Source organism: Marinobacter sp. ELB17 (assembly GCF_000169375.1).
Taxonomy (GTDB): domain Bacteria; phylum Pseudomonadota; class Gammaproteobacteria; order Pseudomonadales; family Oleiphilaceae; genus Marinobacter.
Window position 1 is genome coordinate 25,919 of sequence record NZ_AAXY01000007.1, and the last position, 14,720, is coordinate 40,638.

A 14,720-nucleotide genomic window follows, 5' to 3' on the forward strand; every position below is an offset into this window, starting at 1 on the left:
AGCAGATTCAATTGTGGACACCCGGCATAGCCGGTATTTAGACCAACCATCGCAAAGGCGAGGAATTTATGGCCGTTACCATCAACACACTGCGGGAATACAAACAGCGCGGCGAAGCATTTTCCGCGCTGACCTCCTACGATGCCACCTTTGCCCAGCTGGTCAGCGAAGCCGGCGTAGACGTCATTCTGATTGGAGACTCGCTTGGTATGGTACTGCAAGGCAACGACAGCACCTTGCCTGTCACCATGGATCAAATGGTGTACCACGTCAGCTGCGTCGCCAAAGGCAATCGCGGCTCGCTGGTGATGGCCGACATGCCATTTATGAGCTACGGCACAACCGAAGCCGCGCTGGAAAACGCGGCAAAGCTGATGCGTGCCGGCGCCCACATGGTCAAACTGGAAGGCACCGGCTGGATGCGAGATACCATTCAGGCGCTCAGCGAACGCGGCGTTCCAGTGTGCGCGCACTTAGGCCTGACACCGCAATTCGTCAACAAGTTCGGCGGCTATAAAGTCCAAGGGCGAGACGGAAAGGCAGCAGACCTGATGGTTGAACACGCCTGCGAGCTGGAAGCCGCCGGCGCCGATGTTATTCTGTTGGAATGCGTGCCCGCCGCTCTGGCTGCACGCATTGCAAAAGCCGTCAAGGCACCGGTGATCGGTATTGGCGCCGGCGCCGACACCGACGGCCAAGTGCTGGTGGTACACGACATGCTTGGCATGACCCCTGGCCGCAAACCGCGCTTTGTGAAAGACTTTCTGGCTGAAAATGGCTCTGTTGCCAACGCCCTGGCAGCCTACGCCAAAGCCGTTAGCGAGCGTACATTCCCCGCAGAGGAGCACACGTTCAAAGCATGAGAACTGTCAACACCATTAAAGAGCTGCGCGCCATGGTGCGCGGCTGGCGTCAGCAAGGTAAAACCATCGCGCTGGTGCCCACGATGGGCAACTTGCACGAAGGTCACCTGTCCTTGGTTCGCAAAGCCGCAGAAGCCGCAGACATCGTGATAACCAGCATTTTTGTGAACCCCATGCAGTTTGGTGCCAGCGAAGATCTCGACAGCTACCCCCGCACCCTGATGGAAGACCAGAGCATGCTGGCGGGAGCCGGTAACACGCTGCTGTTTACGCCTTCCACCGCGGACATTTATCCGGCTGGTCTGGCTCATCAGACTAAAGTGATGGTGTCTGATATCAGCGAAGGCCACTGCGGTGCCAGCCGGCCTGGCCACTTTGACGGCGTGGCCACCGTTGTCACTATGTTGCTAAACATGGTGCAACCGGATTTTGCTCTGTTTGGCGAAAAAGACCTGCAGCAGTTAACGATTATTCGCAAGCTAGTGCGCGACCTGATGCTGCCGGTCGAAATTATTGGCGTCGCCATCATGCGCGACGGCGACGGCTTGGCAAAAAGTTCCCGTAATGGCTATCTCAGCATTGAAGACCGGGCACTTGCACCGGCTCTGTACAAGATTCTTCAGACCATTGCAAAAGACCTGCAATCTGGTGACACCCACTTTGCACGCCTGTCTGAACACGCGAAAACAGAACTGCTGAATGCGGGTTTGCGACCCGACTACGTTAACATTGTTAACAGCCAGACCCTGAAGCCAGCAACCGCCGATGATCGCGAGCTCGCCATTCTGGCCGCAGTGTTTCTGGGCACTACCCGGCTCATCGACAATATTTCACTGGTCCGCTGACCGGCTCCGCCCTGTTACGGAAGACTCTGTGCCCGGCGACCCAAGCGCCGGCCATTTTGCGAAGGACGCCATCATGCAAGGCCATGCATCAACACCCGCCGCCACTAAAGCCTGGCAAGCATTGTTGCACCATCAACAGCGGCTAACCACGAAGCCCATGGCACAGCTGTTCGCCGAGGACAGCCAACGGGCATCACGCTATTTGCTTGAAGCGGCTGGCCTGACCCTGGACTTCTCCAAAAACCGCCTTGATGATGGCGCCCTCGCCGATCTGATGGCTCTGGCCGAAGAGTGCCAACTGGCCTCCCGCCGCCAGGCACTGTATGCCGGCGAGCCGGTGAACAACACTGAAAATAGGCCCGCGCTTCATACCGCTTTGCGGGCAAGTGCAGGTCAGACTATTCAGGTGAACGGCAAGAACGTGATAGAGGAAGTTCACGCCACGCTGGAACAAATGCAGCAGTTTGTTAACGCTGTCACCGGCGGTGAACGCCGCGGTTGCACGGGCGAGCGTTTTACCGACGTGGTCAGCATTGGCATTGGTGGCTCTTTCCTGGGGCCAAAATTGGCGACAGAGGCGCTAACGCCTTATCACCACGGCGGCATACGCTGCCATTACGCAGCCAATATTGACGGCACTGAAATCTGCGAGATTTTGCGCCAGATAAGTCCGCACACCACGCTGTTTCTGGTGCAGTCAAAATCATTCAAAACCCCCGAAACCCTGGAAAACGCCAAAGTAGCCCGTGAATGGCTGGTTCAGCACTGCCCGCAAACAGACGCCGTTGCGCGCCACTTTGCGGCAGTATCCGCTAACGTCGACGCCGCTCAAGCCTTCGGTATCGAAGCAGACAGCCTGTTCCCGATGTGGGAATGGGTCGGTGGGCGCTATTCGCTGTGGTCGGCCATTGGTTTACCGGTTGCCCTGAGCATTGGCATGGACAATTTTCGCCAATTGCTGGCGGGTGCCGAGGCCATGGACGAACATTTCATGCAAGCGCCATTGGCGCAGAATATGCCTGTGGTGATGGCCATGTTGGGTGTCTGGTACAACAATTTGTGGGGTGCTTGCAGCCACGCCATTTTGCCCTATGACCAATATTTACGCAGCCTGCCAGATCACCTTCAGCAGTTGGACATGGAAAGCAACGGCAAGCGCGTGACTCGCGCGGGCGTTGCGGTCACCTACCATACCGGCCCCATCATCTGGGGCGGGCTCGGCGCCAACGGACAGCACGCCTACCATCAGCTGATTCACCAGGGTACCCGGCTGATTCCGGCAGACTTCATTATTCCGCTGGTCAGCCATAACCCCATTGCGAATCATCACGCCGATCTGTTCGCCAACTGCCTGAGCCAGTCCCAAGCCATGATGGCCGGAAAAACTCTGGAACAAGCCCGGCGCGAACTGATTGCCGAAGGCCGGTCAGCGCAAGACGTCGACCGCCTGGCCTCGCACAAAGTGGTACCTGGAAACCAACCCAGCAACACTCTGGTGATGCAGCAGCTTACGCCTTGTACACTCGGCGCAATGATGGCCTTGTACGAACATCGCACCTTTGTACAGGGTGTTATCTGGGACTTGGATTCGTTCGATCAGTGGGGGGTAGAGCTGGGCAAGCAGCTGGGACAAAACATTCTGCCGCGCCTGCTAGGCCAGCCAGCACCGGCAAACGAGGGTAATAGCGACAGCTCAACCGATGCCCTGATCGCTCGCTTTCGCGCAGCCAACGGCGCTTGAAATTATACGGCCGCGCCAGCTGAAGTTGATCTTATGCAAAGGTGGGCCAGCGCGGTGTAACTGCCATAAATCCTGATAACTTTGTCCGCACTGGGGGTGCAAACGAGACCCGGCCACATCCGCTAAGGGCTTAAGCACAAACGCGTTCACCAATATTTCGGCACGTGGTAATTCCACACCGCAAAACACCCCTACCTGATCGCCGTAAGTCAGAATGTCGATATCCAGCGTTCGCGCTGCGAAGCGGGTGCTGCCCCGAACCCGGCCATGATCGGCCTCCAGCTTCTTAAAGCGGCGCGACAACTCTGCCAGCGGCATAGCGGTATTGAATCCCGCAACCATATTCAAAAACGGGGAACCGTCAAAACCCACCGCCGGGCTTTCATACACCGGCGACAAAGCCAGCTCGCCAAACCAGTCGGCCAAGGCATCTAACGCGGCCTGCAAACAGGCTTCGCGATTTTGGTTGCTACCGATACCCACCAGCACCGGAGTGCTCACAGGCGGCGCCCACGCTCGATGCTGACGCCCACCGCAGAGGCTGCCGGGACGGCGCCGGGCTTGCGAATGCTCAGCCGCAAAAACTCGATACCAAACGCCCGTTGCAACTCGGCCGCCAGTACCTCTGCGGCGTGCTCAAGCAATTTAGGTTGCAACGCCTGCAGACAGCGGATCACGCAGTCACTCACCGCGGCGTAGTCCAGCGCGTCCTTGACGTCATCAGACGCGCCGGGCACGCGATTGTCCCAATCCATGTCCAGGTCTACCACCAGGCGCTGGGTGATGTTCCGCTCCCAGTCGTATACCCCTACAACGGTTTCGACCTCCAAGCCTTCAATAAACACACGATCTGCCACAGGCACTCCAGATGATGCTGTACTTTTTTCGGATTGAATCGGCCCGACAGCGCAGCTAAGGTTAGCTACCAGGCTCGACAAATTTGACTATGTTCGCACAGTTTGACTCAAGCCGTCTGCGCCAGCCAGGACACATCTCTATGACATTTGCCAGTGCCCCTTTTTTAACGGTACTGCTGTGTGCCGCAGCTTATCTTGGCGGCTCGGTGCTGTTCGCCATACCCGTCAGCCGTGCCTGTAAGCTGCCAGACCCACGCGTTCAGGGCTCCACCAATCCGGGCGCTACCAACGTATTTCGCAGCGGAGGCTGGCCGCCAGCAGCGCTAACGCTGATGCTGGATGCAGGCAAAGGCTGGCTGCCAGTATGGGCGGCGCAACAATGGGGGCTATCAACAACCATTCAGGCGGCGGTCGCCCTGTGTGCAGTCACCGGCCATATGATCCCGGTGTTCTATCGCTTCAAGGGCGGCAAAGGCGTCGCTACGGCTCTCGGTGCCGGCCTGGCACTGGCACACACAACCACATTACTAATGGCCGCAATATGGCTTTTGGTCATGTGGCGCTGGCGCATCTCGGCGATGGCGTCCTTGGCAGCAGTGCTCAGCGGGCCTTTGCTCAGCGCGATGCTTCAACCCCACACTCTGCCGGTGTTCAGCCTACTGGCGTTACTGGTGCTAGTTCGCCACCGCAATAACCTGATTCGAATGGCGCAGGGACGCGAAACCCGCTTCTAGTCGGCGCTGCCTTCAACTTACCAGTGTTGCCTGCATTCCAGAATCCAGCCATCAAGCACCCGCCAAGCCATCATTGCAAGGCTGACTCAAGGGTGGCAAAGACTCCAGCGGCCAGCGCGGCACCGCCGCAATGCGATCACCATCTTGCTGCCCTGCCCGCAAGCGCTGGGCCCCGGCGTAGGCAATCATCGCTCCGTTATCGGTACAGAACTCCGGCCGAGCGTAAAACACCGAGGCGCCAAGTTTCGCCGTCATCGCCTCAAGGCCGGCCCGAAGCCGCGTGTTGGCGCTGACGCCACCGGCGATCACCAAGCGTTTGCACCCGGTGAGCTGTAACGCGCGCTTACATTTGATCGCCAAGGTGTCCACCACCGCAGATTCGAATGCCAGGGCAATGTCAGCACGGGTCTGATCGCCCAAATCACCCGCCGCGCGCGCGGCATTAACGGTATTCAGAGTAAAGGTTTTCAACCCGCTGAAGCTGAAGTCAAGCCCCGGGCGGTCTGTCATCGGCCGCGGAAAGCGATAACGCCCGGCCTGCCCTTTTTCAGCCAATGCCGCAACTCTGGGCCCACCCGGGTAATCCAGTCCCAGCATTTTGGCGGTTTTGTCGAACGCTTCTCCGGCGGCGTCGTCAACCGACTCACCCAAAAGAATGTACTCGCCGATACCGCTGACCTGCACCAGCTGGGTATGGCCACCAGACACTAGCAACGCAACAAAAGGAAAAGCCGGTGGATTCTGTTCAAGCATTGGCGCCAGCAAATGCCCTTCCATATGATGCACGCCCAATACTGGAATGCCCATACTGAAACCCAAAGCGTGAGCCACAGCGCCGCCCACCATTAACGCGCCCGCAAGGCCGGGACCTGCGGTGTAAGCAATGCCTTCGATGTCTGCACGTGCAAGCCCTGCCTCGGCCAGAATTTGCTCGATCAATGGCAACAGTTTGCGAACGTGGTCGCGGGAGGCCAGCTCGGGCACCACCCCGCCGTAGTCAGCGTGTATCGCTACCTGACTGAACAACGCATGGGCCAGCAAACCACGCTCGGTGTGGTAGAGTGCCACGCCGGTTTCGTCACAAGACGTCTCAATACCTAAAATCAGCATAGTTATTAGCCATTAAAGTAAAAGAAGCAAAATAATGCAGAGGTGAAGCATTTTAGCAGAAACCCGAGGCGCACCTGCAGTTTTACAGAACAGACATTGACCTAAGCCCTACCCAGGGGATATAGTTGCCGCCCTAAATTACGCACTGGTCGAGCTTTAATCATTCTTGCCAGTGTTAGAACCGCTCAGGGCAAGCCCAGCGGAACCCATAGAACCGAATATACCCAGGTAGGTGATTTTCGAATGCCAGCTGTTAAACTGAAAGAGAATGAGCCGTTTGACGTAGCCCTACGTCGCTTCAAGCGTTCCTGCGAAAAAGCAGGCGTCCTTTCCGAAGTGCGCCGTCGTGAGCACTACGAGAAGCCGACTTCTGTTCGTAAACGTAAAGCTGCTGCTGCCGTTAAGCGTCACCTCAAGAAGCTTCAGCGTGAACAGCGCAAGTTTGAGCGTTTGTACTAAGTTTTAGCAACGCCGCTTGACTGCAAAAATTAATCGCCTGAACGGCTACAGGCCGCTCAAAGCGATTTAAAAATGCCGCCGAGGCCTGGCTTCGGCGGCATTTTTGTCTATTGTCTATCCTGCTATTACGGCCCCGTCTAAGGCCACACTCGGAGCCCGAATGAGCGGACTGATCCCGCAACGGTTTGTTGAAGATCTGCTAGACCGGATCGATCTGGCCGAGCTGATTGGCTCTCGCGTTACCCTGAAAAAAGCCGGTGCAAATTACAAAGCTTGCTGCCCGTTTCACGATGAAAAAACACCGTCGTTCAATGTGCGGCCAGACAAAGGCTTTTACCACTGCTTCGGATGCGGCGCACACGGCGACGCGATCAGTTTTTTAAGGGAATTCGAAGGCCTGGGTTTTACCGAAGCAGTTGAAGATCTGGCGCGCAGAGCCGGAATGGAAGTGCCCTACGATCAGGCTGCCAAACAGGAAATGCAGCAAACTCGCACGCTGACAGAGGCACTGGATTTCGCCAGCCTTTTTTATCAGCAGGCGCTGAGCAGCGAAGCCGGTGCTTTTGCCCGCGACTACCTGCAGCAACGCGGGCTGGATCCGGCCATTATCCAGCAGTATCAGCTGGGATTTGCCCCCGCCGGCGGCACAGCATTATGCGACGCTGCGGGCACCAGCTTTAAAGAACCGCTGCTGGAAACCAAAACGGTATCCGACCAATATGGCCGGCCCAGAGATCTGTTTCGCAACCGGGTGATGTTTCCAATCCGCAACACCCGCGGCAAAACCATCGCATTTGGCGGGCGCACTCTGGGTGACGACAAAGCCAAATACATCAACTCGCCGGAGTCTGACGTTTTTCATAAGAGCCGTGAAATATACGGCCTATATGAGGCGCGGCAAAACCTGAAACAGCTGGACAAGTTGTTGGTTGTTGAAGGCTACATGGACGTCATCGCCCTAGCCCAGCATGGCATTAAGTTTGCCGTGGCCACATTGGGTACCGCCACCAATCAGGACAATCTGAGCGCCTTAATGCGCCAGGTACGCCACATTGTGTTCTGTTTTGATGGCGACACAGCGGGTTATCACGCGGCAGATCGCGCGCTGGAAAACGCACTGGAACTGATGGCCGACGGTCTGCATCTGCAATTTCTGATGATGCCCCAAGGCGAAGACCCGGACACCCTGATTCGTAAAGAAGGCGCCGAAGCCTTCAGCAAACGGATTGAAGCGGCTATACCGCTGTCACGCTATCTGTTCGATCGACAGAGCGACGGCCTGGACTTGCAGTTGCCCGAACACCGCGGAGAATTGCGCGCCCGCGCCGAGCCCATGCTCAACAAGATGCCCAAGTGCACGCTGCGCGACGCCATGTGGCATGAAATGTTGCGCCTTTGCAACGGCCGCGACCAATGGCAGAAAAAACCCTGGCAGGAACGGGGCGGCAACAAAGGCTGGCAGCGGGAACGAATACAAGAACAGCGGATTGACGTAAAACTGAGCAAAGACAGCTTGCTGTGTCTGGCTTTGACTGAAGCGCCGGATCTGGCCGCCGAAGTGGCCGAAGCCGCTCGTGGCTCACGGCAATTTATTCAGGCGGCGGCGTTCGCCAGCTGGATTCTGGAACGCAAACTTGCCAATCAGCCGGCACTGATCAGCGCCCTGGCTACGGACGTTCAAGCAAGGGACCGTTTTTTTCATTTGTTTGACGGCATTGAGCATATACCCGCCCGCGAACATACGTTGGAAGCGGCACGGGAGCTCCTCAGCCCAGACGAAGAAGCATCGCGGCAGCAAAGACTGGCCGCGTTACTGCGGAATTTTGTCAACCTGAGCCCCGAAGAACGCAGTGAATTACGTACATTGAGCAGTGGCACAAAGAACAACGGGACTTGAAAATTTAAGCACTGGTCACCATCTAACCATTCGGTGGCAGAGCATTAGGTCGGCAGCTATACTGGTTGCTTAATATTTATTTACTTTAGCGGGCTTACAGGGTGTCTATGTCGGGCAATTCGCAAAAATCACGTTTAAAAGACCTCATCGCGCGAGGCAAGGAACAAGGTTACCTGACTTACGCCGAGGTGAACGATCACCTTCCGGAAGACATCGCTGACCCGGACCAGGTCGAAGACATCATTCGCATGATCAACGACATGGGCATTCAGGTATCTGAAGTTGCACCAGACGCTGACACGTTGATTATGACTGATGGTGATTCAACCGCCGATGAAGCGGCGACTGCCGAAGCCGCAGCGGCTCTGGCCGCAGTAGAATCCGACGCCGGGCGCACCACCGACCCGGTGAGAATGTACATGCGCGAGATGGGTACCGTTGAACTGCTGACCCGCGAAGGCGAAATTGTTATCGCCAAGCGTATCGAAGAAGGCATTCGCGACGTGATGGCGGCGGTTGCGCACTTTCCCGGCACCACCGGCACCGTAATCCAAGGCTACGATCGCATTGTCGAGAATGAAGGCCGGTTGAGCGATATTGTTGCCGGCTTTCTTGATCCGGACGACGCTGAGCCGTTCATGCCAGAAGAGCCTGCCCCGGCGGCGCCTGCCAGCGCCGAAGAATCAGACAGCGACGACGATGCAGATGATGCCGAAGAAGAAGAAACTGAGAGCGGTCCAGATCCCGAAGAGACCCGCCTGCGCTTTGGCCTGCTAAAAGAAAAACTGGCAGTCGCCGATGAGCTCTTGGAACAGCACGGCCGCAGCGACAAGCGCACCCAAAAAGCCCTGAACGAGCTGGGCGCGGTGTTTGCCCCGTTCAAACTAGGCAACAAAGCGTTTGATGGACTCGTAAACGTTGTTCGTTCCACCAACGACATGATCCGTCAGAATGAGCGCACCATCATGCGCATCTGCATTCGCGAAAGTAAGATGGATCGTAAAGAATTTATCAAGTCGTTCCCCGGCAACGAGATCAACTTAGACTGGGCTGAAAAAATTGCTCGCAGCAAGAAGCCCTATGCTTCTGCGATTTCCGAGCGCCTGGACGAAATCGTGCGCTTACAAAAGCGCATTAAAAACGTACAGTTGGAAGTAGCTTTAGACGTTGTCGACATCAAGGAAATCAACCGCCGGGTGTCCATTGGCGAAGCCAAAGCCCGCCGCGCCAAGAAAGAAATGGTAGAGGCGAACCTGCGCCTGGTGATTTCCATTGCAAAAAAATACACCAACCGCGGCCTTCAATTTCTCGACCTGATTCAGGAAGGCAACATCGGCCTGATGAAAGCAGTCGACAAGTTTGAATATCGCCGGGGCTACAAGTTCTCAACCTACGCTACTTGGTGGATTCGCCAGGCCATTACTCGCTCCATCGCGGATCAGGCCCGCACCATCCGTATTCCGGTGCACATGATTGAAACCATCAACAAGCTGAACCGCATTTCGCGCCAGATGTTGCAGGAAATGGGCCGCGAGCCCACGCCGGAAGAGCTGGGCGAGCGCATGGAAATGCCGGAAGACAAGATTCGCAAAGTGCTGAAAATCGCTAAAGAGCCGATCTCCATGGAAACCCCGATTGGCGACGACGAAGACAGCCATCTGGGCGATTTCATTGAAGACATCCAAGCCTTGTCGCCGGTTGATTCCGCTACCGCCGAAGGCCTGCGCGAAGCCACTCGCTCGGTATTGGCCGGCTTAACCGCCCGCGAATCAAAAGTACTGCGCATGCGCTTTGGTATCGAAATGAACACCGACCACACGTTGGAAGAGGTCGGCAAACAATTTGATGTTACCCGCGAGCGGATTCGTCAAATTGAAGCCAAAGCCCTGCGTAAACTGCGCCATCCATCGCGTTCGGACCATTTGCGCGGCTTTATCGACGATCAAGGCAACACTTAAGCGTCACAACACTGGCGAGCGCCTGCTCTCATCGCTATAATGGCGCTCGCTTTTGTTTGTACTTCGCAAACAAAAGCATCGGAATACCCCGCGTTACGGGCCTTTAGCTCAGTTGGTTAGAGCAGTCGACTCATAATCGATTGGTCGCTGGTTCAAGTCCAGCAAGGCCCACCACCCGTATATCTGTCAAATTTCGAAGTACCTGCAAAGCCCGCAAACATATCGTCAACACGGAGCATTCCATGGAAAGCTGGCAAGAATGGCTGTTAATTGCATTTGGCTTGGGCGCTATTGTCCTTCTGGCACTGTTTATATACCGCCAACGCGATGCATCAAGCGCTGATCAGCGACGTAGCGAAAAGGCGCGCGAGTTCGCGCGCAAGCGGCGGGAATCCATGATTGAAAGTATCCGTATCTTGGCACAGGCGGTAGAAGCGGATCAGGTTGAGTATTCTGAGGCCTGCTTGCGCATCAAAGGCCTGCTGGATCATGTGGAGCCAACGCTGCTGCAAAAATCGCCGTTTGCCGTTTTTCAGCAGGTGCACGACAAGTTACAACACATGCCTACCCATCAGGCCCGGCTGGAAACTGAGCCGAAGTTTGTCAATAAGATGGACAAAGAACGCTATGCCATTGAACATGGCCACGCCGACGAAATTCGCCGCGCAGCCACTGCCATTCGGGTGCATGTATTCAGCGAGGGTGTGAGCTAGTTGGGCGTCAACGCGTTAACATGCTGGCCATCTCCAGCACGTTATCGCGATTAGCAACCAGCTGGTCAAAACGCTCGTGCACCCGCTTCGCATCCAGCCCTAGCTGTCGGTATATTCCGGGGGTGATGGGCTCACCCACTCCCGACCCTATTCCGCGCTCAGTCAGCAGCTGCCGTGCCAGCCAGAGCACTTGGCTATAAACTTGATGCTCGCCCGCAACGGTAGGATTTTTGTGCTGACGAATGGCACTGGTTACCTCCTCCGGCATACTCCAGTTTTCCATCAGTTGTGCTGCAATCTGCCCGCCGGTAATACCCAGCAAGTGGCGCTCGACGACGGACGAGTCCAGGCCCGGATTTACCTCCTGCGCGCGGCAAAGCAGGCTAAAATGGGGCGGGAACACATGAGCCAGCACCAGAGTGCCGAAATTGTGCAGCAAGCCAGCCAGATAAGCCAAACCGAAAACAGGGCGCCCGGCGCCGGTTATCAGGCTGGCAAGCAGCCCGGCACCGTTAGCCAGCCAAGCGGCCTGCTGCCAGTAATCCACGTAGCCGCGAATGCCGCGTGCCGGCGGGCGCAGCACCCGGCCCAGCGATAGCCCCATTGCCAGGTTCATCACCATATCAAATCCCAACACACGGGATATGGCATCGTGCACCGAGTTTACCCGGCCGGGAGCCGCGTAAAATGACGACGATGCCCAGCTGATGACTTGCGCTGCAAGGCTGGGGTCGATCTCCACGATGTCTACCAGATCAGCCATGACAGAATTGGGATCTGTGCGCAGGCGAATAATACGGCGGGCCGTTTCCGGAAGCGGAGGTAGCTCCAGCGTGTCTTCCAGGCGTTGGCGTATCCGCAAACTGGTAAAGCGCTTGATGGCAAAATGGACCTGCTCGCGATCATTTCCGTGGTCTGCTACAGCCTCGGCCAGGGGCGCTACAGCAACTGCGCAGTTCAGGCGACCGGCCTCACCGCACAGATTCATAAAATCATTTGCAGGCATAACCATGGCCAAGTGAGGATCTTGCAACATCAGGGCCACTGCAGAGCCCGCATCTACCGCCGAATCGATAACCGTGCGCCAGCCAGTCAAAGCCGGCAGCGCAGGCAGCTCAGACAGCCCCAGCCGGCCGCACAGCCTTTGCTGTTCGGCAGCCGGCAGCAGTGTGTAACTATGGCGCAGCTGTGTGTTCAGCGTTTCAAGGTCCAGCAAGTCACAGCTGCGGTAAATTACCTGAAGCTTGTGGCAGCCGTCGCTAAGCAACACCATTCGCAGCAGTTGATCCGGGTCGGCTTTATCGACATCCCGCAATGCAATGCTGGTTGCGCATTCGCCAAGAGCCTGGCGAACCGTGGCCGGAACTTCCATTGGGCATAACCTCGTGTTGATCATTCTTCAGTTATAACAGTAGCCCACCTGAGGATAACAACGTAGCCCTTCATCAAATGCAGATGAGGTTTAGACTTCACCGTAGCGGGTTTTTTCACCCAACCAGCGCCGCACCAGGCCCTGCACCGCGGTTTTATTGCCCATGAGTCGCGGAGCTATTTCACGAACCACTTCAATCCAGTGCTGATCGCGCTCGAAATCAGCCAGCCTGAACTGCATCATGCCGGTCTGGCGAGTACCCAAAACCTCACCGGGACCACGAATTTCAAGGTCTTTTTCCGCAATCACAAAACCGTCTTGGCTGTCGCGCAAGGCCTGCAGCCGCGCTTTACCGTTCAGCGATAGCGGTGGGTGGTACATCAGCACGCAGTAACTGGCTTGTTCGCCACGCCCTACACGGCCCCGCAACTGGTGCAACTGGGCCAGACCCAGGCGTTCAGGATTTTCAATAATGATCAGCGACGCGTTGGGCACATCCACCCCCACCTCTATGACGGTGGTGGCCACTAGAAGGTCTAACGCACCGCTCTTGAATTGCGCCATAACCTCGGCTTTTTCCTGACTTTTCAATCGCCCGTGAACCAATCCGATGCGCAGGTTTGGCAGGCGTTCGGCGAGCTCGGTCGCACTTACTTCTGCCGCCTGACACTGTAACACCTCGGATTCTTCAATCAGTGTGCACACCCAATAAGCCTGTCGCCCGGCCTGACAGGCATTGCGTACCCGCTCTACCACATCGTCACGGCGACCGTCGGGCACAACAATCGTTTCGATAGGTTTGCGCCCTGGAGGCAGCTCGTCAATGACCGATGTGTCCAGGTCGGCGTAAGCGCTCATGGCCAATGTACGCGGAATGGGCGTGGCAGTCATAATCAGCTGGTGGGGCGCCAGCTCGCCGGCGGCGCCTTTTTCCCGTAATGCCAGACGTTGATGCACACCAAAGCGGTGCTGCTCGTCAATAATCACCAGAGCCAAACGGTCAAATGCCACATCGTTCTGGAACAGCGCGTGGGTGCCAATAGCAATGCCGGCGGCACCGCTTGAAAGCGCCTCCAGGGCTTGCTGGCGCGCCTTGCCTTTCACTTTGCCCGACAGCCACGTGAGCTGGATACCCAGCGGCGCAAGCCAGGCGCAAAAATTCTGGTAGTGCTGTTCCGCCAGAATTTCGGTGGGTGCCATCAATGCCACTTGAGTGCCCGCCGCAATGGCCTGCAAGGCCGCCAGCGCCGCGACCACGGTTTTGCCAGAGCCCACATCTCCTTGCACCAAACGCAGCATGGGTAGGGGCTGGGTAAGGTCCTGGCGGATTTCCTGAAGCACCTGGCGTTGAGCGCCGGTTAGGCGAAATGGCAAAGACTCTAGAAAGCGCTCGCTTAAATCGCCCTGCGGCAGCAACGGCAGCGCCTGGCGCGTCTGAATCTGTTCGCGCACTTGCAACAGACTTAGCTGGTGCGCCAGCAGTTCTTCCATCACCAACCGCTGCTGGGCTGGATGGCGTCCTTCCAGCAATTGCGCCACCGAAGCGCTAGCGGGTGGTGAATGCACCAGTTCTACCGCGGCGGTGATGGCCGGTAACTGATAGTCCACCAGTACCCAGGGCGGCAGCCAATCGTAAATGGGGTAACGCTTCAAATACGCCACCGCCTGCTGGCACAAGGCCCGCACCCGGGGCTGCTGAATACCCTCGGTAAGTGGGTATACCGGAGTTAATGTGGCGCTGCCTTCATCCGCCATAGGCGTCGGATTGGTCTGGTATTCGGGGTGATACAGTTCGTAGCCGGAACGGCCCGCCCGCACTTCGCCAAAACAGCGCACCTGGGTGCCTTCGGCAAACTGGTTCTTCTGGGCCGCGTTAAAATGAAAAAAGCGCAGACTGACAAAGCCGCTGTGGTCTTTGAGGGTAACCTGCAAGCTGCGGCGCCTGCCCATCACAATGTCGGTTTTCATGACCTCACCTTCCACCACCGCCACGTCGCCGATGCGCAGGCTGCCCATGGCTGTGATGCGGGTGCGATCTTCATAACGGTGAGGCAAGTGAAACAGCAAATCCTGAAGCGAGGCGATACCCAGCTTGCCCAGCTTTTCTGCAAGCGCGTTGCCCACGCCCTTCAGCTGAGTGACCGGTATATCGTCCAGTGCCGTCATGGCCG

Annotated in this window: 13 protein-coding genes and 1 tRNA gene; 9 read left to right on the forward strand and 5 right to left on the reverse strand. The window is 56.9% G+C overall.

Translation table 11 applies throughout. The annotated features are described in order from the left end of the window. Positions 1-68: 68 nt before the first annotated feature. The 3 genes from panB (at position 69) to pgi (ending at position 3,449) form a co-directional block, all read left to right on the forward strand. Positions 69-863, forward strand: coding sequence for a 3-methyl-2-oxobutanoate hydroxymethyltransferase (gene panB, locus MELB17_RS10460; protein WP_007350204.1), 795 nt, complete (start codon positions 69-71; stop codon positions 861-863). Continuing rightward, entirely contained in the window at positions 860-1,708 is an 849-nt protein-coding gene (gene panC / locus MELB17_RS10465) for a pantoate--beta-alanine ligase (RefSeq protein ID WP_007350205.1), read from the forward strand. The genes panB and panC overlap by 4 nt, the downstream gene beginning before the upstream one ends. A 73-nt stretch (positions 1,709-1,781) precedes the next feature. Beyond that, positions 1,782-3,449 (forward strand): glucose-6-phosphate isomerase, encoded by a 1,668-nt coding sequence (gene pgi, locus MELB17_RS10470; RefSeq protein WP_050774924.1) that lies wholly within the window; start codon positions 1,782-1,784, stop codon positions 3,447-3,449. Here the strand turns inward: pgi and folK are convergent. Together folK and folB are read right to left on the reverse strand one after the other, a co-directional pair. Then, a complete protein-coding gene (gene folK / locus MELB17_RS10475; RefSeq protein WP_007350207.1) occupies positions 3,402-3,950 on the reverse strand; it encodes a 2-amino-4-hydroxy-6-hydroxymethyldihydropteridine diphosphokinase in 549 nt (182 codons plus the stop codon). The two genes, pgi and folK, sit on opposite strands and share 48 nt — an antisense overlap. After that, complete coding sequence (folB, locus tag MELB17_RS10480; protein WP_036184433.1) at positions 3,947-4,306, reverse strand: dihydroneopterin aldolase; 360 nt, start codon at positions 4,304-4,306, stop codon at positions 3,947-3,949. The genes folK and folB overlap by 4 nt, the downstream gene beginning before the upstream one ends. A gap of 140 nt (positions 4,307-4,446) precedes the next feature. Here folB and plsY point away from each other — a divergent pair, with 140 nt between their 5' ends. Then, positions 4,447-5,040, forward strand: a complete 594-nt coding sequence (gene plsY / locus MELB17_RS10485; protein WP_007350209.1) for a glycerol-3-phosphate 1-O-acyltransferase PlsY — start codon at positions 4,447-4,449, stop codon at positions 5,038-5,040. A gap of 51 nt (positions 5,041-5,091) precedes the next feature. Here the strand turns inward: plsY and tsaD are convergent, their stop codons facing one another. After that, positions 5,092-6,150 (reverse strand): tRNA (adenosine(37)-N6)-threonylcarbamoyltransferase complex transferase subunit TsaD, encoded by a 1,059-nt coding sequence (gene tsaD / locus MELB17_RS10490; protein ID WP_007350210.1) that lies wholly within the window; start codon positions 6,148-6,150, stop codon positions 5,092-5,094. A gap of 243 nt (positions 6,151-6,393) precedes the next feature. Here tsaD and rpsU point away from each other — a divergent pair, with 243 nt between their 5' ends. The 5 genes from rpsU (at position 6,394) to MELB17_RS10515 (ending at position 11,177) form a co-directional block, all read left to right on the forward strand. Continuing rightward, positions 6,394-6,609, forward strand: coding sequence for a 30S ribosomal protein S21 (gene rpsU, locus MELB17_RS10495; protein ID WP_007350211.1), 216 nt, complete (start codon positions 6,394-6,396; stop codon positions 6,607-6,609). A gap of 160 nt (positions 6,610-6,769) precedes the next feature. Continuing rightward, positions 6,770-8,506: a DNA primase gene (gene dnaG / locus MELB17_RS10500; RefSeq protein WP_007350212.1), complete on the forward strand. Its 1,737-nt coding sequence runs from the start codon at positions 6,770-6,772 to the stop codon at positions 8,504-8,506. A 107-nt stretch (positions 8,507-8,613) separates the two neighbouring features. Then, on the forward strand, positions 8,614-10,464 hold the full coding sequence (rpoD, locus tag MELB17_RS10505) for an RNA polymerase sigma factor RpoD (protein ID WP_007350213.1): 1,851 nt from the start codon (positions 8,614-8,616) through the stop codon (positions 10,462-10,464). Between the two features lie 97 nt (positions 10,465-10,561). Further along, positions 10,562-10,638 (forward strand) — tRNA-Ile (locus MELB17_RS10510). A gap of 68 nt (positions 10,639-10,706) precedes the next feature. Continuing rightward, positions 10,707-11,177, forward strand: coding sequence for a DUF2489 domain-containing protein (locus tag MELB17_RS10515; RefSeq protein ID WP_007350214.1), 471 nt, complete (start codon positions 10,707-10,709; stop codon positions 11,175-11,177). A gap of 7 nt (positions 11,178-11,184) precedes the next feature. On the opposite strand, the gene MELB17_RS10520 is transcribed toward MELB17_RS10515, so the two are convergent. Further along, positions 11,185-12,549, reverse strand: coding sequence for an HDOD domain-containing protein (locus MELB17_RS10520; RefSeq protein WP_007350215.1), 1,365 nt, complete (start codon positions 12,547-12,549; stop codon positions 11,185-11,187). Between the two features lie 90 nt (positions 12,550-12,639). Then, entirely contained in the window at positions 12,640-14,715 is a 2,076-nt protein-coding gene (gene recG, locus MELB17_RS10525; protein ID WP_007350216.1) for an ATP-dependent DNA helicase RecG, read from the reverse strand. Positions 14,716-14,720 lie beyond the last annotated feature (5 nt).